The 24,688-nt window shown below is 69.7% G+C and carries 24 protein-coding genes and 1 riboswitch; of the genes, 7 read left to right on the plus strand and 17 right to left on the minus strand.

Translation table 11 applies throughout. The features are described 5' to 3' along the window. Positions 1-296: 296 nt before the first annotated feature. Positions 297-3,500: a glycosyl hydrolase family 95 catalytic domain-containing protein gene (locus ACNPQM_RS19665; protein ID WP_418085028.1), complete on the plus strand. Its 3,204-nt coding sequence runs from the start codon at positions 297-299 to the stop codon at positions 3,498-3,500. A 138-nt stretch (positions 3,501-3,638) separates the two neighbouring features. Here the strand turns inward: ACNPQM_RS19665 and ACNPQM_RS19670 are convergent, their stop codons facing one another. Next, positions 3,639-4,400, minus strand: coding sequence for a GNAT family N-acetyltransferase (locus ACNPQM_RS19670; protein ID WP_418085029.1), 762 nt, complete (start codon positions 4,398-4,400; stop codon positions 3,639-3,641). 244 nt (positions 4,401-4,644) lie between these two features. On the opposite strand from ACNPQM_RS19670, the gene ACNPQM_RS19675 reads away from it, so the two are divergent. Both ACNPQM_RS19675 and ACNPQM_RS19680 read left to right on the plus strand, forming a co-directional pair. After that, positions 4,645-4,992, plus strand: coding sequence for a hypothetical protein (locus tag ACNPQM_RS19675; RefSeq protein WP_418085030.1), 348 nt, complete (start codon positions 4,645-4,647; stop codon positions 4,990-4,992). A 133-nt stretch (positions 4,993-5,125) separates the two neighbouring features. Then, positions 5,126-5,683, plus strand: a complete 558-nt coding sequence (locus ACNPQM_RS19680; RefSeq protein WP_418085031.1) for an NADPH-dependent FMN reductase — start codon at positions 5,126-5,128, stop codon at positions 5,681-5,683. 150 nt (positions 5,684-5,833) lie between these two features. Here the strand turns inward: ACNPQM_RS19680 and ACNPQM_RS19685 are convergent, their stop codons facing one another. The 8 genes from ACNPQM_RS19685 to ACNPQM_RS19720 all read right to left on the minus strand — a co-directional run bounded on the left by ACNPQM_RS19685 (position 5,834) and on the right by ACNPQM_RS19720 (position 13,184). Beyond that, positions 5,834-6,619 carry a hypothetical protein gene (locus ACNPQM_RS19685; RefSeq protein ID WP_418085032.1) on the minus strand — a complete coding sequence of 262 codons (786 nt, stop codon included), beginning with the start codon at positions 6,617-6,619 and terminating at the stop codon, positions 5,834-5,836. Then, positions 6,616-7,167 (minus strand): SigE family RNA polymerase sigma factor, encoded by a 552-nt coding sequence (locus tag ACNPQM_RS19690; RefSeq protein ID WP_418085033.1) that lies wholly within the window; start codon positions 7,165-7,167, stop codon positions 6,616-6,618. The genes ACNPQM_RS19685 and ACNPQM_RS19690 overlap by 4 nt, the downstream gene beginning before the upstream one ends. A gap of 304 nt (positions 7,168-7,471) precedes the next feature. After that, complete coding sequence (locus ACNPQM_RS19695) at positions 7,472-8,263, minus strand: ABC transporter permease (protein ID WP_358857727.1); 792 nt, start codon at positions 8,261-8,263, stop codon at positions 7,472-7,474. After that, positions 8,260-9,267 carry an ATP-binding cassette domain-containing protein gene (locus ACNPQM_RS19700; protein ID WP_418085034.1) on the minus strand — a complete coding sequence of 336 codons (1,008 nt, stop codon included), beginning with the start codon at positions 9,265-9,267 and terminating at the stop codon, positions 8,260-8,262. The genes ACNPQM_RS19695 and ACNPQM_RS19700 overlap by 4 nt, the downstream gene beginning before the upstream one ends. A gap of 66 nt (positions 9,268-9,333) precedes the next feature. After that, positions 9,334-10,179, minus strand: coding sequence for a DUF4097 family beta strand repeat-containing protein (locus ACNPQM_RS19705; protein WP_418085035.1), 846 nt, complete (start codon positions 10,177-10,179; stop codon positions 9,334-9,336). Between the two features lie 82 nt (positions 10,180-10,261). Continuing rightward, positions 10,262-10,795, minus strand: coding sequence for a hypothetical protein (locus tag ACNPQM_RS19710; protein WP_418085036.1), 534 nt, complete (start codon positions 10,793-10,795; stop codon positions 10,262-10,264). A gap of 311 nt (positions 10,796-11,106) precedes the next feature. Next, a complete protein-coding gene (locus ACNPQM_RS19715; protein ID WP_418085037.1) occupies positions 11,107-11,685 on the minus strand; it encodes a TetR family transcriptional regulator in 579 nt (192 codons plus the stop codon). Then, positions 11,682-13,184 (minus strand): MFS transporter, encoded by a 1,503-nt coding sequence (locus tag ACNPQM_RS19720; RefSeq protein ID WP_418085038.1) that lies wholly within the window; start codon positions 13,182-13,184, stop codon positions 11,682-11,684. The genes ACNPQM_RS19715 and ACNPQM_RS19720 overlap by 4 nt, the downstream gene beginning before the upstream one ends. A gap of 169 nt (positions 13,185-13,353) precedes the next feature. Here ACNPQM_RS19720 and ACNPQM_RS19725 point away from each other — a divergent pair, with 169 nt between their 5' ends. Beyond that, positions 13,354-13,656 carry a hypothetical protein gene (locus tag ACNPQM_RS19725; protein ID WP_266985198.1) on the plus strand — a complete coding sequence of 101 codons (303 nt, stop codon included), beginning with the start codon at positions 13,354-13,356 and terminating at the stop codon, positions 13,654-13,656. Between the two features lie 101 nt (positions 13,657-13,757). Here ACNPQM_RS19725 and ACNPQM_RS19730 read toward each other — a convergent pair whose 3' ends face one another. After that, on the minus strand, positions 13,758-15,152 hold the full coding sequence (locus ACNPQM_RS19730; protein WP_418085039.1) for a DUF445 domain-containing protein: 1,395 nt from the start codon (positions 15,150-15,152) through the stop codon (positions 13,758-13,760). 152 nt (positions 15,153-15,304) lie between these two features. Between ACNPQM_RS19730 and ACNPQM_RS19735 the strand changes: the two genes are divergently transcribed. Further along, positions 15,305-16,546, plus strand: a complete 1,242-nt coding sequence (locus ACNPQM_RS19735; RefSeq protein ID WP_418085040.1) for an SGNH/GDSL hydrolase family protein — start codon at positions 15,305-15,307, stop codon at positions 16,544-16,546. 53 nt (positions 16,547-16,599) lie between these two features. On the opposite strand, the gene ACNPQM_RS19740 is transcribed toward ACNPQM_RS19735, so the two are convergent. From ACNPQM_RS19740 to ACNPQM_RS19755, 4 genes are all read right to left on the minus strand, one after another. Beyond that, entirely contained in the window at positions 16,600-17,253 is a 654-nt protein-coding gene (locus ACNPQM_RS19740; RefSeq protein ID WP_358857804.1) for a DUF1707 SHOCT-like domain-containing protein, read from the minus strand. Positions 17,254-17,457: 204 nt separating this feature from the next. Then, positions 17,458-18,444 carry an ABC transporter ATP-binding protein gene (locus ACNPQM_RS19745; RefSeq protein WP_418085041.1) on the minus strand — a complete coding sequence of 329 codons (987 nt, stop codon included), beginning with the start codon at positions 18,442-18,444 and terminating at the stop codon, positions 17,458-17,460. Positions 18,445-18,468: 24 nt separating this feature from the next. Then, complete coding sequence (locus ACNPQM_RS19750) at positions 18,469-19,341, minus strand: ABC transporter permease (protein ID WP_358857717.1); 873 nt, start codon at positions 19,339-19,341, stop codon at positions 18,469-18,471. Then, positions 19,334-20,134, minus strand: coding sequence for an ABC transporter permease (locus tag ACNPQM_RS19755; RefSeq protein ID WP_358857716.1), 801 nt, complete (start codon positions 20,132-20,134; stop codon positions 19,334-19,336). The genes ACNPQM_RS19750 and ACNPQM_RS19755 overlap by 8 nt, the downstream gene beginning before the upstream one ends. A gap of 212 nt (positions 20,135-20,346) precedes the next feature. Between ACNPQM_RS19755 and ACNPQM_RS19760 the strand changes: the two genes are divergently transcribed. Then, positions 20,347-22,674: a transglycosylase domain-containing protein gene (locus tag ACNPQM_RS19760; RefSeq protein ID WP_418085042.1), complete on the plus strand. Its 2,328-nt coding sequence runs from the start codon at positions 20,347-20,349 to the stop codon at positions 22,672-22,674. 10 nt (positions 22,675-22,684) lie between these two features. On the opposite strand, the gene ACNPQM_RS19765 is transcribed toward ACNPQM_RS19760, so the two are convergent. The 3 genes from ACNPQM_RS19765 to ACNPQM_RS19775 all read right to left on the minus strand — a co-directional run bounded on the left by ACNPQM_RS19765 (position 22,685) and on the right by ACNPQM_RS19775 (position 23,886). Then, positions 22,685-23,005, minus strand: a complete 321-nt coding sequence (locus tag ACNPQM_RS19765; protein ID WP_358857714.1) for a DMT family transporter — start codon at positions 23,003-23,005, stop codon at positions 22,685-22,687. 39 nt (positions 23,006-23,044) lie between these two features. After that, positions 23,045-23,116: riboswitch (guanidine-III (ykkC-III) riboswitch) on the minus strand. A 59-nt stretch (positions 23,117-23,175) separates the two neighbouring features. After that, the gene (locus ACNPQM_RS19770) at positions 23,176-23,514 is read right to left on the minus strand and encodes a GroES family chaperonin (protein WP_030923137.1); all 339 of its coding nucleotides are present in this window, start codon (positions 23,512-23,514) and stop codon (positions 23,176-23,178) included. Between the two features lie 54 nt (positions 23,515-23,568). Continuing rightward, positions 23,569-23,886 (minus strand): DUF3618 domain-containing protein, encoded by a 318-nt coding sequence (locus tag ACNPQM_RS19775; RefSeq protein ID WP_418085043.1) that lies wholly within the window; start codon positions 23,884-23,886, stop codon positions 23,569-23,571. A gap of 127 nt (positions 23,887-24,013) precedes the next feature. Here ACNPQM_RS19775 and bcp point away from each other — a divergent pair, with 127 nt between their 5' ends. After that, a complete protein-coding gene (gene bcp / locus ACNPQM_RS19780) occupies positions 24,014-24,481 on the plus strand; it encodes a thioredoxin-dependent thiol peroxidase (protein WP_358857712.1) in 468 nt (155 codons plus the stop codon). The last annotated feature ends 207 nt before the right edge of the window (positions 24,482-24,688 follow it).

Below are 24,688 nucleotides of genomic sequence, written 5' to 3' on the forward strand. Positions count from 1 at the left end.
CCGCCAGGGATTTCCTGGCGGGCTACCTGAAGCCCATGGGGCCTGTTGAACGGGTGTTGTTCACGCGGCCCACCCTAAGGGCTGTCCTGCCGGTCTTCGTGGGCCCGGAACGCCTGGCACGGATCCACGAAGACCGACAGGACAGGACCTGGACGAGGGGCGGCGAGCAGAGACACTGCCGCGCACTCTAGACATCCGATCTGTCGTCCGATGAAATGACCTCGCCCTCGGCATACGTCGACGCATTCCCCCCACTCCTCCATTAAAGAACCGATCAATGGGCCAGGAGATCTCTCGTGACCAATGAACCCCATCCGCAGAGACGAAGCATCCTCAAGTTCGGCGGCGCCCTCGCCCTCACGCCGCTGATCACGCAGCTGGCCGGGGGATTCCCTGTGGGACAGGCCGTTGCCGCCGGGGTCGCCGCGCCGGCGTCCGTCCAGTGGCCGACCCTGTCGCGCAAGGCGCTGAAGTATGCGATCCCCGCCGTGGACTGGCAGTCGCAGGCCCTGCCGATCGGCAACGGCCGGCTCGGCGCCATGCTCTTCGCCAACCCCAGCGAGGAGCGTATCCAGTTCAACGAGCAGAGTCTCTGGGGTGGCGTCAACAACTACGACAACGCCCTCGCGGGCCAGCCGGACGGCGCTTTCGACACCAGCATGACCGGCTTCGGCTCCTACCGGAACTTCGGAAATGTCGCCGTCACCTTCGGTCGCCTCACGAAGGTCACGGACCCGGGGGGACCGTACCGGACCTCCTCGACAGAGGGCGTCGACAAGACGTACGACGGTAACTCGAGCACCAAGTGGTGCATCGAAGCGCCCGGCTCGAAGGTGCAGTGGCAGGTCGAGCTCCCTGAGCCTGTCGAAGTCGCGTCCTACCGTCTGACGAGTGCCAACGACGTGCCGCAACGCGACCCGCAGGAGTGGACGTTCTCCGGTTCCGCCGACGGCACCACCTGGACCAGGCTGGACAGCCGCACTCTGGCGACGCCCTTCGAGAGCCGTTTCCAGACGAAGGAATTCACCTGTGCCGACACCGCGGCCTACCGCTTCTACCGGTTCGACTTCGCCCCCAAGGCAGGGGTCAGCCACTTCCAGGTGAGCGAGATCGGACTGTCCGGCGTCGACCTCGGCGGGGGCAGCTCGATGTACCTGTCGTCGCCCAGCGGGCACTCCGAGGGATCCGGTTCCGGGACCGGCTCCCGGGCCACGGGCATCTCGAATTCGGTGGACCGCGATCCGGCCACGGCCTGGCGGGTCGACGCCGTCGCACCGGCGGTCGTCTGGCAGGCCGATCTGTCCACCACGACCGCCGTCACCTCGTACTCGCTGACGGCGGCCCCGGACCGTCCGCAGGACGACCCCCGACGATGGGCACTTGAGGCGTCGCAGGACGGGCAGGCCTGGGTGACCCTCGACACGCAGAACCCCGGCGCGCCTTTTGCCGGCCGCGGCGAGACCCGGACCTTCCGGATCACCAACAGCACGGCCTACCGCACCTACCGGCTCACGTTCACCCCCGGTGAGTCGTCCACCGGCTTCCAGATCGGGGAAGTCGTGCTGGAAGGCAAGGGGTTCGACACGCGCATGCAGTCCACGTTCGTCGACTACCAGCGCGCCCTGGACTTCTTCGACGGTGTCCATGTCACCCGTTTCGGCGAGCCGGGGCGGCGCGTCCTGCGGGAGGCCTTCGCCAGCCGGTCCGCGGACATCATGGTCTTCCGGTACACGTCGGACAGCGACCGGGGACTCTCCGGAGTGATCTCGCTGACGTCCGGACAGGATCAGGCCCCGACGACCGTCGACGCCGACGCCCGGCGGATCGCCTTCAGCGGTGTCATGGGCAACGGCCTCAAGCACGCGTCCACCGTCCAGGTCGTACACACCGACGGCGACTTCAGCACCGACGGGTCGGTGCTCCGGTTCACCGGCTGCACGACCCTGACCCTGCTCCTCGACGCCCGCACCGACTACAAGCTCGACGCCGCCGCCGGGTGGCGCGGAGCCGATCCGGAGGCGGCCGTCGCCGCGGCGCTCGGCAAGGCTGCCGCCCGGTCCTACGGCGAGATGCGCGACGAGCACACCGCCGAGATACGCGCCCTCATGAACCGCGTCTCCGTCGCCTGGGGCACCTCCGACGACGCCGTCGTCGCCCTGCCTACCAGCGCCCGGCTGGCGCGTTACGCGGCGGGCGAGGAGGACCCGACCCTTGAGCAGACGATGTTCGACTTCAGCCGATACCTGCTGATCAGTTCCTCGCGCCCGAAGGGTCTGCCCGCCAACCTCCAGGGTCTCTGGAACGACAGCAACTCGCCGGCGTGGGCCTCCGACTACCACACCAACATCAATATCCAGATGAACTACTGGGGAGCCGAGACGACGAACCTGCCGGAGTGCCACGAGGCACTCGTCGGGTTCATCAAGCAGGTAGCGGTGCCCAGCCGCGTGGCGACCCGCAACGCCTTCGGCAAGGACACACGCGGCTGGACCGCCCGCACCAGCCAGAGCATCTTCGGCGGCAACTCATGGGAGTGGAACACCGTCGCGAGCGCCTGGTACGCACAACACCTGTACGAGCACTGGGCGTTCACCCAGGACCTGGTCTATCTCCGCAAAGTCGCCTACCCGATGATCAAGGAGATCTGCGAGTTCTGGGAGGACCGTCTCAAGGAGCGCGAGGACGGACTCCTCGTCTCGCCGGACGGCTGGTCCCCCGAACACGGGCCACGCGAAGACGGCGTCATGTACGACCAGCAGATCATCTGGGACCTGTTCCAGAACTACCTCGACTGCGAAGCGGCGCTCGAGGCGGATGCCGGCTACCGGGCCAAGGTCAAGGACATGCAGGCGCGCCTCGCGCCGAACAAGATCGGCAAGTGGGGTCAACTGCAGGAGTGGCAGGAGGACATCGACAGCCCCACCGACATCCACCGCCACACCTCGCACCTCTTCGCGGTCTACCCGGGCCGTCAGATCACCCCGAAGACGGCCGACTTCGCGGCCGCCGCCCTCGTCTCGCTCAAGGCACGGTGCGGCGAGAAGGAAGGCGTCCCGTTCACGGCCGGGACGGTGTCGGGCGACAGCCGCCGCTCGTGGACCTGGCCCTGGCGGGCAGCCCTCTTCGCCCGCCTCGGTGACGGGCACCGCGCCCAGATCATGCTGCGCGGACTGCTGACCTACAACACGCTGCCCAACCTGTTCTGCAACCACCCGCCCTTCCAGATGGACGGCAACTTCGGCATCTCGGGCGCCGTGGCGGAGATGCTCCTGCAGAGCCACGACGGCGTCATCCACCTGCTGCCCGCCCTGCCGGACGAGTGGAAGGCCAAGGGTTCCTTCACCGGACTCCGCGCCCGCGGCGGCTACGAGGTCAGCTGTGAGTGGCGCGACGGGAAGGTCACGTCCTACAGGATCGTGGCCGACCGGGCGCGGAACCAGGGGAACGTCACCGCGCGGGTGAACGGCGTCGACACGAAGGTGAAGCCGATCAAGCCCTGACGTCGGCCGTCCGCCGGCCGAAGCAGCGCGGCACGGGTCGTCGGCACAGCCGGTCTCATCACCGGCTGTGCCGACCGGTATCCGGGACTTCGAGTTCACGAAACCTCACCCGCCGGCGGACGCCGCCCGAAGCCGCCCTCAGCTGCGTTCGAAGCAGTGCGACTGCCCGATGACCGAGAAGCCGCGGCGCTCGTACCAATGGCGTGGCCAGTCGTCCGCGTCTGCGAGCAGGAACCGCGTACCGCAGCCCGCGTCGGTGGCCATGCGCAGGGCCGTGGTCAGGACCGCGTCGGCATGGCCGCGGCCGAGGTGGGTCTCGGAGGTCATCAGGTCCTCGATCTGGGCGATGCCGGCTGCCGGGTCCAGATAGAGATCCGCCCACGAGGCGATCTCGCCCTCCTCCGTGCGGGCCGCTATGAAGTGCACGGCGTCGGCGCCGCGGCGGCGGGTCTCGCGGCGGTCGACGAGGTGGCGTAGGACCGCGTCGTCGACGTCCGGGAGGAAGCCGCGCCAGCGCCGGGTGAGCGGCTCACGGATCGCGTCGAGGTCCACCTCCTCCGCGTGACCGTCGGCCGGCACGGGGCCCGTGTGTGCCATGACCAGCTCGATGGTGTGGGTGTATCCGGCGCGGATCAGCGGCTCCGCGCACGCCCTCCCCGTCTCGTCGTCGAGGACGAAGAGCAGTCGGAACGGCAGATGCCCCAGCGCCTCGTCCGCGATGCCGGGCAGCGCCTCAGGGTCGACAGGCCCGTCGATGACGACCTGGTTGTTCGCGTGCGAGTGCGCGAAGGCGTCGTCGAGGGCGGCGAATCCGCCCGGGAGGTCGATGGTCCTCGCGGCCTGACCGCGGGCGAAGGCCGAGAGGAACGCATTGATTCGTTGCAGTTCTGGGCGTGACATGGGGCGAGCCTAGGAAACGCGGACCGTGGCCGCCTTCGCTTTTCCGGCCTCACCTCGGGGGATCCAGGACCTCGTACGGGCTCACCGAGCGGGAGGTCCGACGACGTGATCCACACGGGTGTCGGCAAACCGATTCAGCAGCCCCCTTCTGAGTGACTGAACCCGTTCCGTCCGTCATAGGCATAGTCAGCAGAGCACGCTGGTGCGGTACGCGTTCCCCCGCACCGCTCAAGGAGTGCCCTTCATGCGCCTTCGTACCACCGTGGCTGCCGCCCTCGGCGCACTCGCGCTCGTCGTGACTCTGCCGACCTCGGCCGACGCGGCCTCCGGAGACTTCCTCTACCGGTTCACCGGGCTCGACGGCACCCCGCAGTACGCCGGCCTGACCGACCTGGCGAGCCGGGAGTGCATCACGCTGCCCGAGGTCGCCGACCCGGGCTCGTCGAACCCCGCCAGCTCTCCCCGGAACTACACCGACTCCACCGCCACCGTCTTCACCGGCCCCGACTGCGAGGGCGTCTTCTTCACCCTTCGGCCCTTCGGCGGTCACGCCTCCGAGCGGCTGAAGCTCCGTTCTGTCGTGTTCAGCTGATCCTGATCGTCCGATCACGTTCCCGGTTCCGGACGCCCCGGCTCAAGTCGCCTCGCGCTCGCGCCGGGGCGGGTCCGTCAGCGTGCCGGAGGATGAGGGAATGAGGCGGCGGCCGCTGCGAGTTGCAGCGAACATGCCTGCGTCCCGTGTGATCCTCCTGCTGTCCGGAAGCCTGCGCAGCGGCTCCTCCAACGAGACCGTGCTCCGCACCGCGCAGGCCGTGGCACCCCTGCAGGTGCGTACGGTGCGCCCCGAAGGCGGGCTCGCGGCGCTTCCGCATTTCAATCCCGACGACGACAACGAGGCCCTGCTGCCCGCCCCGGTGGCCGCGCTGCGTGCGGCGATCGACGAGGCCGATGCCGTACTGATCTGCACGCCGGAGTACGCGGGGACCCTGCCCGGCTCGTTCAAGAACCTGCTCGACTGGACGGTCGGCGGTACGGAGATCTGCGACAAGCCCACCGCCTGGGTGAACGCCGCCAACCCCGGGCGAGGGCGCGGGGCGGAGACCACGCTGCGGACCGTGCTCGGATACACCGGCGCCGACATCGTCGAGGCTGCCTGCGTACGGATTCCGGTCGACCCGACACGTGTCGGGGAGGACGGTGTCATGACCGATCCGGGGGCTCGCGAGCAGATCGGCAAAGTACTGGATCTGCTGGTCGAGCGGGCTGCGGGGCAATACGCGTAGTGCCGTGACCCGGCCGGGGGCCGCGGCGTGAAAACTCCATGTCAGTGGAGTTCCTCGACCGCTCGACCCCCGGCCGGACCGTGTACGACGACGTGTTGCAACGATCGCGCCGACCCGGATCTCACCGGGCGGCGGATGTGGCGATGCCGGTCAGAACCGCCAGGACGGGCTGTTCGCGATGTCCAGCAGCGCGTCGGCGTCCAGCGGTACCTGCTTCGTCGGTCGATCCGTCCACTGCTGAAGGGCCACGGTCCGGCCGTCCTTGCGCTCCACCCGTACGTACTGGGACTCACGGCCGTCTTCGGGGAACCGCAGTGTCACCGATTCCGCCCGTGCGCCGTCGGCGAGTTCGACCGTCTCGCAGTTCTCCCTCGGCATGACGTCCTGCGGCGCCGACGCACCGGGCCTGGGCGTGAGCTTCGGCAGCGCGATCTCCGCGCAGAACGGCACCTTCGGGGCCTTGTCCGTGTACTCCACGCTGCCGATGAACGTGACCTCTTCGCCGCCGTTGTCCCAGTCCACTTGGAAGGTCCGGCCCTTGAATTCACCGTCCTTGGTGGTCGTCCGGCCCTCGGGGAGCAGTGTGACGAGGGTGTCGGCAAGCCGCTTGCTGCTCCAGCGTGTCGTGTGCTCGATCCCCGGACCGAAGCTGTCGGGCCGCAGCGGGCGAGCCTCGTCGGTGCCGACACCGGCCGGCACCAGCGGGCCGACGAGCAGGTCGGCGGCGGACACGCTCGTGGCCGGACCGGCACCGGGTGCGACCAGGGCCAGTACGGCAACCGCCGCCGCGGAGGTGACGCCCGCGCCGGTGAGCGCGAGACGTCGCCGGGTCCTGGTGCGCCGTCCGGCCGTGACCACGGCGTCCACGGTGGTCCGCACCGGTGGCTCCTCGCCGATCCCGGCCTCCAGCAGATTCCTGACGTCCTGGTTGCTCATGACAGTGTGGCCTTCTCTTGGGTGTGGTGGGTGGACTGGGCGAGCGTCCCGAGTGCGTCGGGACTGTGGTCGTCGCCCAGGAGGGCCCGCAGACGGGCCAGTGCCCGCGCGGTGTGGCTCTTCACGGTTCCGACGGAGCAGCCCATGGCCGCGGCCGTCGCGGCGATGTCCAGGTCGGCCCAGTAGCGCAGGACCACCACGGCACGCTGACGCGCCGGCAGGCCGTCCAGTGCCGCGCGTACCTGGAGCTCTAGTGCCAGGTCCGCGGCGGGCTCGGCATGGTCGGGAAGGTCCCGGGCGGGGTGCTCCCGCCGCCAGCGCCGCCGTGAATGGTCGATGCAGGTCCGGGTCAGCACGCGGTGGGCGTACGCCTCCAGGTTCTGTATCCGTCGCCGTCGTCCCCACACGGAGTAGAGCTTGGTCAATGCCGTCTGCGTGATGTCCTCGGCGTGGTGCCAGTCCCCGCACATCAGGTATGCGGTGCGCCGCAGATGCGGCAACCGCTCCTCGGCGAAACCGCGGAAATCCTCCAGATCCCTGGTACGCAACACATGCCCTCCTTTCGCCTCTGACCACACCGACGGAGCGGACCGGCCGGAGGGATGTCACGGGGCACCGGAAACTTTTCGCGGGAATTCCCCGGCGCCCGGTGACCTCCTCACGGCCTCACGCCGCGGTAGTCCGGTCGAAGACCTGTGAGCAAGTGGCCCCGCCCCCCCCCCCGCTCACCAGCACCGCACAGCGCGGGCCACCCGGATGGCGGCCTGATCCGCCGGGAGAACGCCGACGGGGCGGCGTACGCCGACGTGGTGTCGGAGTACGCCGCCCTGGAGCGGGACGAGCTGCTGCCCCCTACTTCGGGTCGCGGTTGAACACCGACTTGGACCAGACGTAGCCGAGCACGGCCAGCCCCAGGCACCAGACCACGGCCAGCCACCCGTTGTTGCCGATCTCGGTACCGAGCAGCAGCCCGCGCAGGGTCTCGATGGCCGGGGTGAACGGCTGGTACTCGGCGATCGGCTGGAACCAGCCCGGCATGGCGTCGACCGGGACGAAGGTGCTGGAGATGAGCGGCAGAAAGATCAGCGGCATCGCGTTGTTGCTGGCGGCTTCGGCGTTCGGGCTGATCAGGCCCATGCCGACCGCGATCCAGGTGAGCGCCGTGGCGAAGAGCACGAGCAGTCCGAACGCTGCGAGCCACTCCAGGACGGTGGCGTCCGTGGACCTGAAGCCGATGGCCACGGCGACGGCGCCGACGAGGACCACGCTGACGATTGACTGCAGGACGCTGCCGACGACGTGTCCGATGAGCACGGAGCCGCGGTGGATCGCCATGGTGCGGAAGCGGGCGATGATGCCCTCGGTCATGTCGTTGGAGACGGAGACCGCGGTGCCGATCGTGGTGCTGCCGATCGTCATCAGCAGGAGGCCCGGCACGAGATACGCGATGTACTCGGAGCGGTCGGCGCCGCCGCCGCCGATGCCCGCGCTCATCACGTCGCCGAAGATGTAGACGAAGAGCAGCAGCAGCATGATCGGGGTGAGCAGCAGGTTCAGGGTGAGGGACGGGTAGCGCCGCGCGTGCAGGAGGTTGCGGCGCAGCATCGTCGACGAGTCGCGCACGGCGAGGGAGAGGGAGCTCATCGGGCATCCTCCTTGGTCCTGCCGGCCTGGGCCGGCACGTTGCTGCTGGTCAGAGCGAAGAACACATCGTCGAGGTCGGGGGTGTGCACGGTCAGTTCGTCCGCCTCGATGCCGGCCGAGTCCAGCCAGTCGAGGATCGAGCGCAGCTCGCGCTGGCTGCCGTCGCTCGGGATCTGCAACGACAGTGCCGCGTCGTCCCGAGTGGCCTCGCCCAGGGCGGAGGCGGCCGACTGGTACGCCGCCGGATCGGAGAACCGGATCCGGACGTGCCCGCCGGGGATCAGCCGCTTCAGCTCGTCGGCGCTCCCCTCGGCGACGATCTTGCCGTCGTTCAGTACCGCGATGCGGTCGGCGAGTTCGTCGGCCTCCTCCAGGTACTGGGTGGTGAGGAAGACGGTGACGCCGCCGGAGACCAGCTCGCGGATGATCTGCCACATGTTGTGGCGGGCGCGCGGGTCCAGGCCGGTGGTCGGCTCGTCGAGGAAGATGATCCGCGGGTTGCCGACCAGGGTCATGGCGATGTCGAGGCGGCGCTTCATGCCGCCGGAGTAGGTGGAGGCGGGCTTCTTTGCGGCCTCGGTGAGGTCAAAGCGCTCGAGGAGCTCGGCGGCGACCCGCCGTCCCTCGCGCTTGGACAGGTGGTGCAGGTCCGCCATGAGGAGCATGTTCTCCTCGCCGGTGATCAGCCCGTCGACGGCGGAGAACTGCCCGGTGACACCGATCGCGGCCCGCACGGCCTGCGGGTCGGCGGCGAGGTCGTGGCCCGCGACCCGGGCCTGCCCGCCGTCGGCGGAGATGAGCGTGGACAGGATCTTCACGGCGGTGGTCTTGCCGGCGCCGTTCGGGCCGAGCAGCGCGAACACGGTCCCGGCCGGGACGACGAGGTCGATGCCGTCGAGGACGGTCTTGTCGCCGTACGACTTGCGCAGACCGGCGGTGGCGACGGCGGCGGACGGCTGCCGGCCGTCACCCTGACTGGATGTGGGCATGACAGAAGAAGGCATGGGGCCCTCCCATTCGAAGGCGTGGTGAGTGGTGAAGTGGCCTTGGCTGTACGGAGACGGGGCGGGTCAGGCCCGGGCGCGGCGGATGTCGATGTTGCCGTAGCGGGTGCGGGCCTTGACCTCGACGGTCTCCTCGGCCTTGTCCGGGCTCTCGGACGCGGCGAGCGCGTTGCGCACCTGCCCGTTGCCCGAGCTGACGTCGAGCCAGGCGGCCGTGCCCTCGCGGACGCCGACATCGATGGCGCCGTAGGAGGTCTCCAACTGGACGGTGCCGCGGGCCACATCACCCACGCGCAGGGTGCCGTGCGCGGTGGTCGCGGTGACGGAGCCCTCGGCGCGCTGGATGTCGATGTCGCCGTTGGCGCCGCTCACCCGCAGCTCGCCGATCGCGGCGCCGACGGTCGTGGAGCCGTGCGAGTTCTTCAGGACGGCCGAACCGTCCACGACACCGACGCGCAGGCTGCCGGAACTGGTGGTGATCTCGGCCAGGCCCTCGACCCGGTCCACAGTGATCGAGCCGTGCGACGCGGTCAGCTGCAGCGGGCCCGTCGCATCCAGGCGGACGTCACCCGACGACGTCTTCACGCGGACCTCGCCGAGCCGGCCCTCGCCGAGCACCTGGGTCCAGGAACCGGTCGTGTCGACGCGCGAGCCGGTGGGCAGTTCGACCGTCACGTCGACGCTGCCGGTGGGCCCGACGAGGTAGCGCCCCTTGGGTGTCCTGATGGTCAGCACGCCGCTCGCGTAGGTGACCTCGGTCTGCTCGGCGACCCGCACGTCCTTGTCCTTCTTCGGGTCGCGGGGCCGCACCTCGACGACTGTGTCGAGGCGGTCGCTCGCGGAGAACTGGATGGAACCGGCGGCCACGTTGGCGGTGACCGAGATCGGCTGGGGAGTGTCGAAAGAAGGCATGGCTGTCCCGTCCTCTTGGGTCTTCGTGGCGTCCCTGCTGGTGGGACGTGGTGTGGGTGAAGTGGGGGCGGGCGGGGCGCGGCTAGCGCACCCAGCCCGTGAAGCTCTGTCCGACGGAGCGGGTGGTGCGGGTCTTCTCTGTCGTACGTGACTGGGTGCCACCGTCGACCGCGGCCGACACGGCCCGTACCAGCCACGCGTTGACCGACAGGCCCTCGCGGCTCGCGGCCTCCTCGGCGCGCGCCTTCAGGTGGGCGGGCAGGCGCAGATTGACGCGGGCGGTGCCGCCTTCGTCGCCGTCGGCGGGTGCCGGGGCCGGGGCCTTGAGCGGCTCGGCGGCGGGCCCGCTCCTGTCCTCGTACGCCTCATCGCCCGCCGGCCGCGTCACCACGAAGTCGGGGTCGAGCCCGCGCAGTCGTACGTCGACCGACCCGGGGGCGAGTTCACGGGTGATCTCGTCCATCGCGGCGGAGAGCACATTGAGCATCGTCAGGCGGGTCGCCGACTCCAGAGGAGCGGTGAGCCGCTCGGCCAGCTCGCGGGCTTCTTCGCCGCCGGCTTCGGCGGCCACCGCGAGTTCGCGGCGAAGGTTGTCGACATACGGCGTCAGGTCCATGACGTCATAGTGGCACCACTGTGGCGCCATGCGCAAGCCCATAAGGGGAGTGGCCGTCGGCCGTCACTCATCTGGCGGCCCTGACCTGCGGAAACGCTTCAATATCGAGCTGCGCCAATGCGGTGCCACGCGGAGCTTCGACCTCACTGGCGCACCTAGTGGCACCACGTGATGCCACTAGGTGCCAGGGTTGACGTCACACGTGCCCAGGACCGAGACCCCGTGCCGCAGCGGGCGACAGGCGTCATCTTGAACGCCGCGGCCCCGTCAGCGGTAGTCCTCCGGGTGACCCTGTGCGGATCGTGCCGCCCTCAGCCCGTGATCAGGGTCTGGAGCGCCGGTGCGTACAGGTCCGCGAGGTGTTCGGGGGTGGCCAGCGCACCCGCGCCCTCGCGGTGCAGGCTCAGGGTGGCGCCGAGACCGAGGAGGTGACCTGCGATCAATTCGGCGCGCAGGGCGCGTTCGTGGCCGGGGAGGCGGGCGGTCAGCGCCTCGGTGACCTGTTCGTGGAAGCGGTCGCGCAGCAGCGAGCGTTCGTCCTGGTTGCCGAGGGAGAACACGACGCGCAGGAGCGGGTCCGTCTGCTGTTCGCGGCGACGGCGCACGAGCGTGATCACCATGTGGCGGCCGAGCTCGTCCAGCGGGGCGTCGAAGAGCTCCTCGGCGGCCGGGCCGAAGTCGGCGACCGTGTTGAAGAGTTCTTCCTTGCGGCCGAAGTGCTTGACCACCAGGGAGGGGCTGACTCCCGCGTCGGCGGCGATCCCGCGGATGGTCACATCCGCGTACGGGCGCTGGGTGAACGCCCGCCGGGCCGCCCGCAGAATCGCGTCCCGGCCCGTGCCGGCGTCGATGGGGGCCGGAGCCGGAGCGGTGGCCTGGCTGCCGGTCATGCGCCCTCCTCGATCGTGATCGTCCGCGCACCGCCCTTGCGGTCGTCGCGGCTCTCTCCGACCGTACCCGCCCCGGCCGTGCGCCTGCCGGGCAGGAACAGTGTGACCGCCAGCGCCAGCAGCGCCGCGCCCGCCGCGATCAGGAAGACCAGCTGATACGCGTGGAGCGTCGGAGCCGTCCGGCCACCCACCCGGAACGTGAGGTTGGTCAGCACGGCGGCCACCGTCGCGCTGCAGAACGCCTGCCCGATCGACCTCATCAGCGTGTTGAGACCGTTGGCCGCGCCCGTCTCGCCCGGCGGGACCCCGCGCATCACCAGCGCGGGCAGCGCCGAGTACGCGATGGCCGTGCCCGACGCGACGACCGTCGCGCCGGCGATGATCAGCCACAGGCTGTGGCTGGTGAAGTACCGCACCACATAGCCGACGGCGATGATCCCGGCCGCCAGCGTCAGACTGACCTTCGGCCCGTACGCCGCGGAGATCCGTGCCGAGACCGGCGAGAGCGCCACCATCGACACGCCGCCCGGCAGCAGGCACAGTCCGCTGACGACGAGCGAGGCACCGAGCCCGTAGCCGGTCGCCTTCGGTTCCTGCACCATCTGCGCGGTGACCAGCGAGTTCGCGTAGAAGGCGAAGCCGATCAGCAGAGCTGCGACGTTGGCCAGCAGGACGGCCGGGCGGGCCGAGACCCGCAGGTCGACCATGGGCGTCGTCACACGGAGCTCGTACGCGCCCCAGAGCAGCGCCACCACGACGGCGGCGACGAGCAGTCCGACCGTGCGGGTCGACGTCCAGCCCCAGTCGGCGCCCTGTGTCACCGCGAGCAGCAGACAGACCAGGGCGGCGGACAGCCCCAGCGCGCCGACGGCGTCGAAACGGCCGCGCGAGCGCAACGGGGACTCGGGTACGCAGCAGAGCACCAGCACGATGTCGATGAGGCCGATCACTCCCGACACCCAGAACATGGCGTGCCAGTCGAAGTGCTCGACGACGAGCGCGGCGACCGGCAGCCCGACGGCCGCACCGATGCCCAGCGTCGAACTCATCAGGGCGACCGCGGAGAGGACACGCTCGGGCGGGAGTTCGTCGCGCAGGATGCTGATGCCCAGCGGTACGACGGCGAGCGCGGCGCCCTGGAGGGCGCGGCCGGTGATCAGTACGCCGATGTGGGAGCTGACCGCGCACAGCACCGAACCGACGACCAGCACCGCGAGCGAGGTGACGAGCACCCGCCGCTTGCCGTACATGTCGCCGACCCGTCCCAGCACGGGCGTGAAGACGGCGCCGGTGAGAAGGGTGACGGTGACCAGCCAGCTCGCGGCGGCCGGGGTCGCGCCGGTGAGGGCCGGGATGTGCGGCAGAAGCGGGACGACGATCGTCTGCATGATCGCGACCACGACCCCGCAGAAGGCGAGGACGCCCACGGCGAAACGGGGGTGGTGCGGGGTCGGGGTCCGGGCGGCTGCCCCGTCGGGGGCAGATGTGTCCGCGGGCATGCGATCTCCGTGGGGTGGTCGGCGGTGGGGGTGAAGGCCAGGGGTGCACAGACGTTCACCTCTTAGGGTAAACGTTTGTGCACCCCCTGGGGAGCCGGGTGTCCGCCAACCGCGTTAGCCTCGGAAGCCACAGCAAGAGCCACGAGACGAGAAGGCGAAGGTGGCGGCGATGGCAAAGGTTCCTACGGCGGCAGTGGCGGCGAGCGGACTCGTCGGCGGCTACGCGGTCGCACGGTGGACCAAGAAGCGGCCGCTCGGCGGGGTCGCGCTCGCCGCAGCGGGCACGGTCGCCGCGTACGAGTGGAACCGGCAGGCCGGACCGCGTGCGGCCACCGCACTGACCACGGCGTACGTCGCCGCGTTCGCCGGATCGCACCCGCTGGCCAAGAAGCTCGGCGCCTGGCCCGCCGTCTTCACCGTGGCGGGCACGGTCGCCGCCGCGTCGTGGGCGGTCACCCGCCGCGCCGCCTGAGCGCGTTCCCTCGAAGGCGTGCCGGACCCCCGGGCCCTGAACCGGCGGGTCCGGTCAGCGCGGCTGCCTCTGCTCACACCCCGCGTCGCCGCGCCCGGTGACTACGCGCCGAACGCCCGCGACACCGTATAGATCAGCAGGCCCGCCAGGGCACCCACCACCGTGCCGTTGATCCGGATGAACTGCAGGTCACGGCCGATGTGCGCCTCGATCTTCTTCGACGTCTGGTCCGCGTCCCAGCCCGCGACCGTGTCACTGATCAGCGATGTGATCTCCGTGCGGTACGTCGTGACGACATACACCGCCGCGTCCTCCAGCCAGCCCTCCAGCTTCGCCTGGAGCCGCCTGTCCGTCGCCAGCCGCGCGCCCAGTGACATCAGCGAGGCGCGCGCCCGCAGCCGCAGCTCGCTCTGCTCGTCCTCCGCCGCCGCGATGATCATCGTGCGTACCGACGACCAGGCCGACGCGATGAACTCCTGGACCTCGCCGCGTCCCAGGATCTCCGTCTTCAGCCGCTCCACCCGCGCCCGGGTGTCCGAGTCGGTCTGGAGGTCGGCCGCGAAGTCCGTCAGGAACGTGTCGATCGAGGCGCGCGCCGGATGCCCCGGCATGTCCCGCATCTCCGTCACGAAGCGCAGCAGCTCCTTGTAGACCCGCTCCCCCACCCGCTTGTCGACGAACCGCGGCGTCCACCCCGGCGCCCCGCCCTGCACCGCGTCCATCACGGAGTCAGCGTGCAGCACCAGCCAGTCGTGCGCCCGCAGACAGATCAGGTCCACGACCCGGCGATGGCCGCCGTCGGCGACGATATTCTCCAGCATCTTCCCGAGGCCGGGGCCGACCTCCGCCGCGTTCGCCCGCCGGGTGATCGCCTCACCCACCACGGCCTGCACGTCCGAGTCGCGCAGGACCGTCAGCGCGCCGCGCAACGCGGTCGCCAGCTCGGCGGTGACCCGGTCGGCGTGGGCCGGCTCCGCCAGCCAGGCCCCGAGCCGGCCGCCGATGCCCAGCGCCTCGATCCGGCCGCGCACCACATCACCCGACAGGAAATTCTCCCCGACGAAGGAACCCAGAGAGGTCCCGAGCTGATCCTTCTTGGTGGGGATGATGGCGGTGTGCGGGATCGGCAGGCCGAGCGGACGCTTGAACAGCGCCGTCACGGCGAACCAGTCGGCCAGCGCACCCACCATCCCCGCCTCGGCGGCCGCGGCGACGAAGCCCGGCCAGCCGCCCACACCCGCGTTCTTCGCCCAGGTGGCGAGGACATACACGAGCGCGACGAGCAGAAGGAGGCCGGTGGCCGTGGTCTTCATACGGCGCACACCACGCCGCTTCTCCTCGTCCGCGGCCGTGTACGCGAAGGAGACGAGAGGGGTGGGGCGTGCGGGAGCTGAAGCTGCGGTGCCGGAGCTCCCGTCCGCGCCGCCATGTGCCTGCGTGCGCTCGGCCGGTCCACCGCCCGGCTCGCCCGACCTGGTCCGTTCGATCCGTTCCATCCGCTCCACCCGTCCGCGTCCGCGTACGCACCGCCCCCGGCGCCCCGTACGCATTGTCCCTACCTGACGTACTCCCGGGCCGCATGTCGAGTTCCCGGCACTGTGCCCCATCATGAGCCCAGCCCCCATCACCACGAGGAGACACCCCGCCCATGCCCAGGCGCCAGGGAACCGCCCTGCTCATCGCCCTCGTGGCGGGTACCGCCGCGCTTGCCGCATTCATGGCGTACGCCGGGTCCGCGCTGTTCTCCGGTGCCGGGTCGCAACGGGTCGGCGCGCAGCCGGCGGCCCGTCCGTCCGCCGCGCCCGCCCACTCCGCCGGCGTCTGGGTCGCCACCTGGGCCGGGGCGCCCGTGGCCGGGGTGGCCGACCCGGACCCCGCACACGACCTCCTCCGGCGCACCATCCGTAACGTCGTCCACACCAGCATCGGCGGCGACGCGGCCCGCATCACCCTCTCCAACCTCTTCGGTACGCGTCCCCTGCTCGTCGACCAGGCCACGGTGAACACCCGTCCCGTCTCCTTCCGCGGCGCCCCCTCCGTCACCGTCGCCGCGGGCGGACAGGTCGTCAGCGACCCGGTGGTCGTCCCCGTCGACGCCGACTCCGATCTCGTCGTCACCCTCCGCACGCCCACCGCCGAGGGACCCGTCACCATCCACCCGAACAGCCACCAGACCTCGTACCTCGCGGACGAGCGCGGTACCCGGCAGACCAACGTGTGGCGCTACCTCACCGCAGTGGACGTCCGCAACGCCTCCTCCGCCGGAGCAGTCGTCGCCCTCGGCGACTCGCTCACCGCGGGCTCCTGCTCCGCTCTCGACGCCAACGGCCGCTGGCCCGACGTCCTCGCCGACCGGCTGCACGGGCGCTACGCGGTCGTCAACCAGGGCATCGCCGGCAACCGCATCCTGCGCGACGGCCAGGGCCGCGGTCAGCGGGCGCTCGCCCGCCTCGACCGCGATGTGCTGGGCGTCGCCGGCGTGAAGACCGTCATCATCGCCCTCGGCATCAACGACGTGCAGCAGTTCCCGCAGGAGCAGGACCCGCAGCACATCGTGGACGGACTGAAGGCCATGACGGAACGCGCCCACGCGCGCGGGCTGCAGGTCGTCGGGGCAACCCTGATGCCGTACGAGGGGTACCCCACCTGGACACCCGCACAGGACGCCGTACGGATGCGGGTCAACGAGCAGATCCGGGCCGGCGGCGTCTTCGACGAGGTCATCGACTTCGACCGGGCGGCGCGCGACCCGCACCGCCCCGGCCGGCTCCGCCCGGCGTACGACTGCGGCGACCATCTGCATCTCAACGACGCCGGATATCTGCAACTGGGCCAGCAGGTGGACCTGCGGAGCCTGCACCAGGAGGCTCCGGCGTCCGACCTCCTCTGAGAAGGCGTCGCGGCGGGCGGTGCGTCCGCCGCGACCTCAAGCTCCGGACGGACTCATTCGCCCCCGAGCCCCTTCTTCAACTCCCGGGCACGCTCCCTGTCCGCCTTCCTCCGCTTGAGCACCACACCGACCCCGCCCATCAACGCGAGCCCGGTGATCCGCACCCGCGGCGAACCCGGCGAGGGGGTGCCCTCGCCCGTCGCCCGGTCGCCGAAGCCGCCCAGGATGCCGATGCCGCTGACCTTGACATCCAGCTCAGGCGGGACCGTCACCTGCATCCCACCCATGATCGTGAAGCAGCGGATGACGACCTCGCGGTCCTCGAAACGGGCCTCACGCAGATCGATCTCGCCGCCGCCCCACATCGTGAACGCGGTGAACTTCCGGCCCACCGTCCACCTGCCCTTGCGCCGGAACCCGCCCCAGACGGCGAACGCACCATTCGACGTGGCAGGACCGCCGATGCGTTCCGCCCAGTCGGTGCCCGCCGAACCCGCGCGTGCAGGCGCCCCGCCCGCACCCACCGGCGCCACCGCCCCGCCCGGCGCCGGAAGATCGCGGACGAGCAGCTCCAACTCCCCATGCGTACGAGCCTTGTAGGCCGCGTCGAGCCGCTGCTCGAACTCCTGCATCTGCAGGCGACCCTCGGCCACCGCGTCGCGCAGGACCTCGGCAACACGCTCACGCTCGGTATCGGAAGCACGCATGTCCGGAAGTTCGCTCGTCATACCGCGCAGCCTATAAAAACCGCCCGCCCACGTCACCGATCCACCGCGCCCCATCTCCCATGCGCTTCGGGTCCACGGCGTCCCGTCTCCCACGTGCTTCGGGATCCAACTCACTTCGGATCCGACACGCTTCGGATCCCCACGCGCCCCGGATTCAGTGCCCCTCCCGGCAAGCTCTGCCGGTCACGGCACTCGCGCCTCGGCCGACGCGTACATCTTCGCGATCACGGCCTCGATGTCCGGCTCCCGCACCGAAAGATCCACCAGCGGATACTCCGCGGCGATCCGCGCCACCAGCGGAGCCGCCGAACCCGACGCCGGAAAGGCCAGCCACTGCCTCGGCCCCTCCACCTTCACCGTACGCACCGAAGGCTCCGACTCCAGGCAGATCGGCGGGAGTTCACGCTCCAGATCCACAACCAGCGTGCGCTCGCTCTCGCCGACCTCATGCAGCCCGGCGAGCGCACCGTCGTACATCAGACGGCCGTGGTCGATCACCATCACCCGCCGGCAGAGCTGCTCGATGTCCGTCAGATCGTGCGTGGTGAGCAGCACCGTCGTGCCCCGCTCGGCATTCAAGTCCCGAAGAAATCCACGAACCTTGGCCTTGGAGACCACATCCAGACCGATCGTCGGCTCGTCCAGATACAGCACCTCCGGATCGTGCAGCAGTGCCGCCGCGATGTCGCCGCGCATCCGCTGCCCGAGCGAAAGCTGCCGCACCGGCACATCCAACAGCGCTCCCAGATCCAGGAGTTCGACACAGCGGTCCAGGTTCTCCCGGAACCGGGCGTCGGGGACCCGGTACATCCGGTGCACCAGCCGGTACGAGTCGCGCAGCGGCAGGTCCCACCAGAGTGTGGTGCGCTGGCCGAAGACCACACCGATCCGGTGCGCCAGCCTCGTACGCTCCCTGGAAGGGTCGATGCCCGCGACCCGCAGCCACCCGCCGCTCGGGGTGAGGATGCCCGTCAGCATCTTGATGGTGGTCGACTTGCCCGCGCCGTTCGGACCGATGTAGCCGACCATCTCGCCGCGCTCCACCCGGAAGCCGATCCCGTCGACCGCGCGGACCTCGCGCCGCTCACTGCGCAGGAAACCCGTCCTGCGGCGCACCTCGAAGACCTTCTCGACACCGTCGAGCTCGATGAAACCCGTACCCGTAGTCATGCCCCGTCCTCGCTCCGCTCGTCCTCAGTTCCCCGTGCTCCGGTACGAGCGCAGCCCCGCCCGCCACGCCGCCCCCGCGAGCACCCAGCACACCCCCGCCACCACCGGCGGCAGGAACGCCACCCACTCCGGCAGACCCAGCGGGTACTCCCGGCCCAGCACATACAGCGCGGGCAGCCAGTTCACGAAGGCCAGCGGCACCACGAACGTCACCCCGCGCACCAGTTCCTTCGCGAAGACCGTCGGCGGGTACTGCAGCAACGTGTTCCCGCCGTACGTGAAGGAGTTCTGCACCTCCGCCGCGTCCTGCGCGAAGAACTGGAACGCCGCCCCGCCCACGAAGACCGCGCCGAAGACCGCCGCCCCGCTCAGCAGCATCAGCGGGATCATCACCACCTTCAGCGGCGTCCACGCGATGTCCAGAACCGCCAGCCCGTAACCGAGCACCAGCAGCCCCTGCGTGATCCGCCCCAGCCTGCGCAGTGCGAACCGGTCCGCCGCCACCTGGGCCAGCACCGGAACCGGGCGCACCAGCAGCGTGTCCAGCGTGCCGTCCCGGACCCGGCGGCCCAGCCGGTCCATCGACCCCAGCACCAGATCGGCCAGCCCGAACGCGGTGCCCGAAGCCCCGTACAGCAGGGCGATCTCCGGCAGCGTGTAGCCGCCCAACTCGTCGACGTGCGCGAACATCAGCAGGATCGCGACGAAGTCGAAGCCTGTCGCCGCGAAGTTCCCGAACGCCGTCATGGCGAACGAGGCACGGTACGCCATCGTCGACCGCAGCCACATCGCGACGATCAGCCCGTACGCACGAACCCCTTCGATCAGCCTCGACCGCTCGACGAACACCGCATCGGGAACCTCGACAGCCCTCGAGACCTCGGTGACCTCAGCCACCCTGAACCACCACCCTCCGCGTCGCCACCGACTGCACCAACCGCCCCGCCAGCAACAACGCCAGCGCCCAGCCGCCCTGGAAGGCGAACGCCTCCACCAGCCCCCAACCAGTGTGCTTCCCGAGGAACACATCGGCCGGCACCTGGAGCAGCGCCGACCACGGCAACGCCCGCGCCACCTCGCCCAACGCCCCCGGGAACAACGTCAGCGGAAGCAGCAGCCCCGAGAAGAACAGCCCCGCCAGGAACGCGATCTGCGCCGCACCCGCCCCGTCCATCAGCCAGAAGGCGGAGAGCGCCACCAGATAGCGCAGAGCGAAACTGACCACGACCCCGAGCGTCACCGAAACCAGGAACGCCGGCCAGACCCCCGGCGAGCCGGGCAGAGCCAGTGGGAACGCCAGCGCCCCCAGCACCATCGGCACGACGCCACGCGCCAGCAACTGGAACGCAGCCCGCCCCAAGTCTCCGGCCAACCACCACAGTTGAAGATCGACCGGCCGGTAGAGGTCGACCGCCACATCGCCGGTACGGATCCGCTCGACCAACTCGTCCTCGAAACCGCCGCCCATCATCGCGGAGGTCGCCAGCAGCGCCTGCCCCAGCCACACATACGTCAGCGCCTGGGACAGGTCGTATCCGCCGAGGTGCGGACGCTCGTCCCACAGCGCCGTATAGGTGTACGCCAGGATGAAACCGAAGACGGTGTTGGTGAACACCCCCGCCACCGTCGCGATCCGGTAGGTGGCATGGCGCCGGAACCCGCCCGCCGCAACCACCGCGTACAACCGCATCCCCATCACCCCCGCGCTCGTTCGCACTCGTGCGCCCAACCGCGTTGGACACCAAAGCGCACGACCCTAGTGCAGCGGGAACAGCCACCGCGACCGCTTTTCGGCGGCCGATCCGGAACGATCACAGGTCGGCCCGGGGTCGATCCAGGACTCAGACCGACAGAAAAGTGCACTATGGGGGAATTGACCGCAGCCGAGGAGTCTCCACCGATATGAGCGACGAGCCACAGCAGCAGAGCAGGGGGCCCGGCAACGGGAACCGGGCCCCGAGGGACCCCTCTGCCGGCACCGGCGCCCCCGCAGGCCCAGCCGCCCCCGGCGGGAAGAAAAGGAAAAGCAGGAACCGCCCCGGACGCACCGGCTGGCGCCGGGCCGTCCCCACCTGGCGGGTGACGCTCGGCACGCTCCTCATCATCACCCTGGTCCTGATCGGCGGATTCATCGCCGGATACCAGCTCGTCGGCATCCCGCCCGCCAACCCCACCGCCACCGCGCAGTCCAACGTCTACCTCTACAAGGACGGCAGCTTCATCGCCCGCGACGGCGAGATCAACCGGCAGAACATCCAGCTCGCCCAGGTCCCCCTCAGAGTCCAGCGCGCCGTCCTCGCCGCCGAGGACCGGAACTTCCACTCCGAACGCGCCGTCGACCTCAAGGCAATGACCCGCGCCGGCTGGAACACCCTCACCGGCAAGGGAAAACAGGGCGGCTCCACCATCACCCAGCAGTTCGTGAAGAACTACTACCTCGGCCAGGAACAGACCCTCATGCGCAAGGCCAAGGAGTTCTTCATCTCCATCAAGCTCGACCGCGAAGTGAGCAAGGACCAGATCTTCGAGGGCTACCTCAACACCAGCTACCTCGGCCGCAACGCCTACGGCATCCAGGCCGCGGCCCAGGCGTACTACGGCAAGGACATCGGCCACATCACCACCGCCGAAGGCGCGTACCTCGCCTCCCTTCTCAACGCCCCCAGCGCATACGACGTCGTCGTCCACCCCGAGAACAAGGCCGCGGCCGTCGCCCGCTGGAACTACGTACTCGACGGCATGGTCAAGGAGAACTGGCTCAGCGCATCCGAGCGCGCCACCATGCGGTTCCCCGCGCCCAACAAGGTGAAGGCCTCCACCGGACTCTCCGGACAGCGCGGCTACATCGTCCAGGCCGTCAAGGACTACCTCACCACCTACAAGATCATCGACGAGGGCACGCTCGCCACCGGCGGCTACCGGATCACCACCACACTGGAGAAGAAGAAACAGAACGCCCTGGTCAAAGCCGTCAACGACAACGTGATGTCGATGACGAGCACGGAGCGCCCGGCCGACCGCAACGTCCGCGTCGGCGGCGCCTCCATCGACCCCTCGAACGGCCGGGTCGTCGCCATGTACGGCGGCATCGACTACACCAAGCAGTACGTCAACAACGCCACCCGCCGCGACTACCAGGTCGGCTCCACCTTCAAACCGTTCGTCTTCACCTCCGCCGTCGCCAACCGGTCCACCACCCAGCACGGCCGGCGCATCACCCCCAACACCTTCTACAACGGCACCAACCGACGCATGGTGCGGGGCCCGAACGGACCCACCGGGTACGCCCCCGCCAACGAGGACGACATCAACTACGGACCCATCACCGTCGGAGCCGCCACCGACAAGTCGGTCAACGCCGTCTACGCGCAGATGGCCCAGGACGTCGGCCCCGGCAACGTCAAAGACACCGCCATCGCCCTCGGCATCCCCAAGAACACCCCCGACCTGACCGCCTCGCCGTCCATCGCACTCGGCACCGCCACCGCCAGCGTCCTCGACATGACCCAGGCGTACGCGACACTCGCCAACCACGGCAGGCACGGCACCTACACCCTCGTCGACAAGATCAACAAGGACGCCAAGGAACTCGCACTCCCCGGCCGTCACACCGAGCAGACCGTCAGCCGCGAAGCCGCCGACACCACCACCTCGATCCTGCAGAGCGTCGTCGAAAACGGATCGGGAACCGCCGCCCAGGGCGCCGGCCGCCCCGCCGCCGGCAAGACCGGCACCGCCGAGGAGGACAAGGCCGCCTGGTTCGCCGGCTACACCCCGGACCTCGCAACCGTCATCGCCGTCATGGGCCAGGACCCCGACACCGGCGTACAGAAACCGCTCTACGGAGCACTCGGCCTGTCCCGCGTCAACGGCGGCGGCACCCCCGCCCAGATCTGGGCCCAGTACACCGGCGCCGCACTCAGCGGCAGCAGCATCGAAGGATTCGCCCTCGAACTCGAAAGAGGCGCCGGCGAACCCGCCCTGCCCACCGGCGAAGGCACCGGCCCCACCAGCACAGGACCCCCGGCCGAGACACCGTCCGGCCCACCACCGAGCAGCCCGCCCAGCACCCCGCCCACCAGCCCCGCCGACAGCGGCCCCGCCACCACGGCTGCGCCCGCCGACCCCCCGGACGGCGGCAGCGCGGACATCTTCGGCAACGACAACGGCGGCATCGAAGAACTCTTCCCCGAGGGCGCCGACGGCGCCCACCCGCCGCCGAACGAGTGACCTACCGGGCTCAGTGCCCCGACGTCGCCTTCAGCCCCACCACAGCCACCAGCAACAGAGACACAAAGAAAATCCGGGCGGCGGTCACCGGCTCATTCAGCACCACCATGCCGAGCACCGCCGCCCCCGCCGCACCGATACCGACCCACACGCCGTACGCCGTACCGATCGGCAACGACTTCGCCGCCTGCGCCAACAGCACCATGCTGGCCACGATCCCGAACCCGGTGAACACACTCGGCCACAACCGAGTGAACCCATCCGTGTACTTCATCCCGATCGACCAGGCCACTTCCAGCAGACCGGCAACAACCAGCAGAACCCACGCCACGACGGCACCTCCGAACACCACAGACACACGGACATCACGGGTGCGTCGTCTTTGCGGAAACCCGGTACGGCGCGTCTCGTCGGGGTCCCACCAACATAGCAAAGCGCATGCAAAAGGCCTGGTGACCCTCGTCACCAGGCCTTACGCCACACATCTCGCAGACAACAGAGCTACAGATACAGCCCGGTCGAATCCACCGAACCCTCGAACCGGTCCGCCGCCACCGCATGCAGATCCCGCTCCCGCATCAGCACGTACGCCACACCCCGCACCTCGACCTCGGCACGGTCCTCCGGGTCGTACAGCACCCGGTCGCCCGGCTCCACCGTCCGCACATTCTGGCCGACCGCAACCACCACAGCCCAGGCCAGTCGGCGCCCCACCGCAGCAGTCGCCGGAATCAGAATGCCGCCGCCCGAACGCCGCTCGCCCTCAGGCGTATCGGACCGGACCAGTACGCGGTCATGCAGCATACGAATGGGCAGCTTGTCGTCGGTGTTCTCGCTCACGCCCCGAAACCTACCTGCCCGCAGCCGTCCCGCACGCCCCCGGGGTCAGCCTTCTCAGCGCTTCTTGCGCCGCACCGACACCAGCAGCCCCACCACGCCGACCGCCAGCAGCGCCGCCGGAACCACCCGCTCCAGACGCGGCGTGCCATCCTCCGACACAAACTGCGCCTTCACGTCCGACACCGACCGATTCACCGCGACGAACGCCCGCCCGGCCGTCCGGTCCACGGCCTCGGCAGCCTTGGCCTTCGCATCACCGATGATCGTCTTCGGGTGCATCCGCACCCCGATCTCATCGAGCACCACCGCAAGCTGCTCACGCCTGCTGATGATGTCCGCCTCGATCTGCGCAGGGGTCCTGGCATCCGACACTGCGCCGCCTCCGTGGTCCTCGTCCGGTAAACCTTCGTCGCCAGTCTGTCAGCTCAGCCGCCCGCTCACCCGACGGCACCCCTATTACGCTCGGTCCCGTACACCCCACACGCCTCTGAGGAGAACCATGAGCGAGCGACTCCAGCCCGGCGACACCGCCCCCGCCTTCACCCTCCCCGACGCCGACGGCAACGACATCTCGCTCGCCGACCACAAGGGACGCAAAGTCATCGTCTACTTCTACCCGGCCGCCCTCACCCCCGGCTGCACCAAGCAGGCCTGCGACTTCACCGACAATCTGGAACTCCTGGCCGGCGCCGGATACGACGTCATCGGCGTCTCCCCCGACAAGCCCGAGAAGCTCGCCAAGTTCCGCGAGAAGGAAAACCTCAAGGTCACGCTCGTCGGCGACCCCTCCAAGGAGACCCTCGAGGCATACGGCGCCTTCGGCGAGAAGAAGCTCTACGGCAAAACGGTGACGGGCGTCATCCGCTCCACCGTCGTCGTCGACGAGGAGGGCAAGATCGAACGCGCCCTCTACAACGTCAAGGCCACCGGCCACGTCGCCAAAATCATCAAGGACCTCGGCATCTGACCAACGCCACACACCTGTGGCGGGCCCCATATTTTTCACTCCCCACCGGTTTGCGACCGCCATGCCGCTGGACGGCTCGCCCCCGTCGGTGGAGACCTGGGCGGAGGCGGCGGAACCGTGCGCCGCACGGACTCCCGAACCGAAGTTCTGAACCCGGACCCCGTCCCCGGGAACGGCCCGCGCCGCTTCAGCCGATGGGGCGCGGGC

This window comes from Streptomyces sp. NPDC056231 (genome assembly GCF_048270745.1).
In the GTDB taxonomy this organism is placed as follows: domain Bacteria; phylum Actinomycetota; class Actinomycetes; order Streptomycetales; family Streptomycetaceae; genus Streptomyces.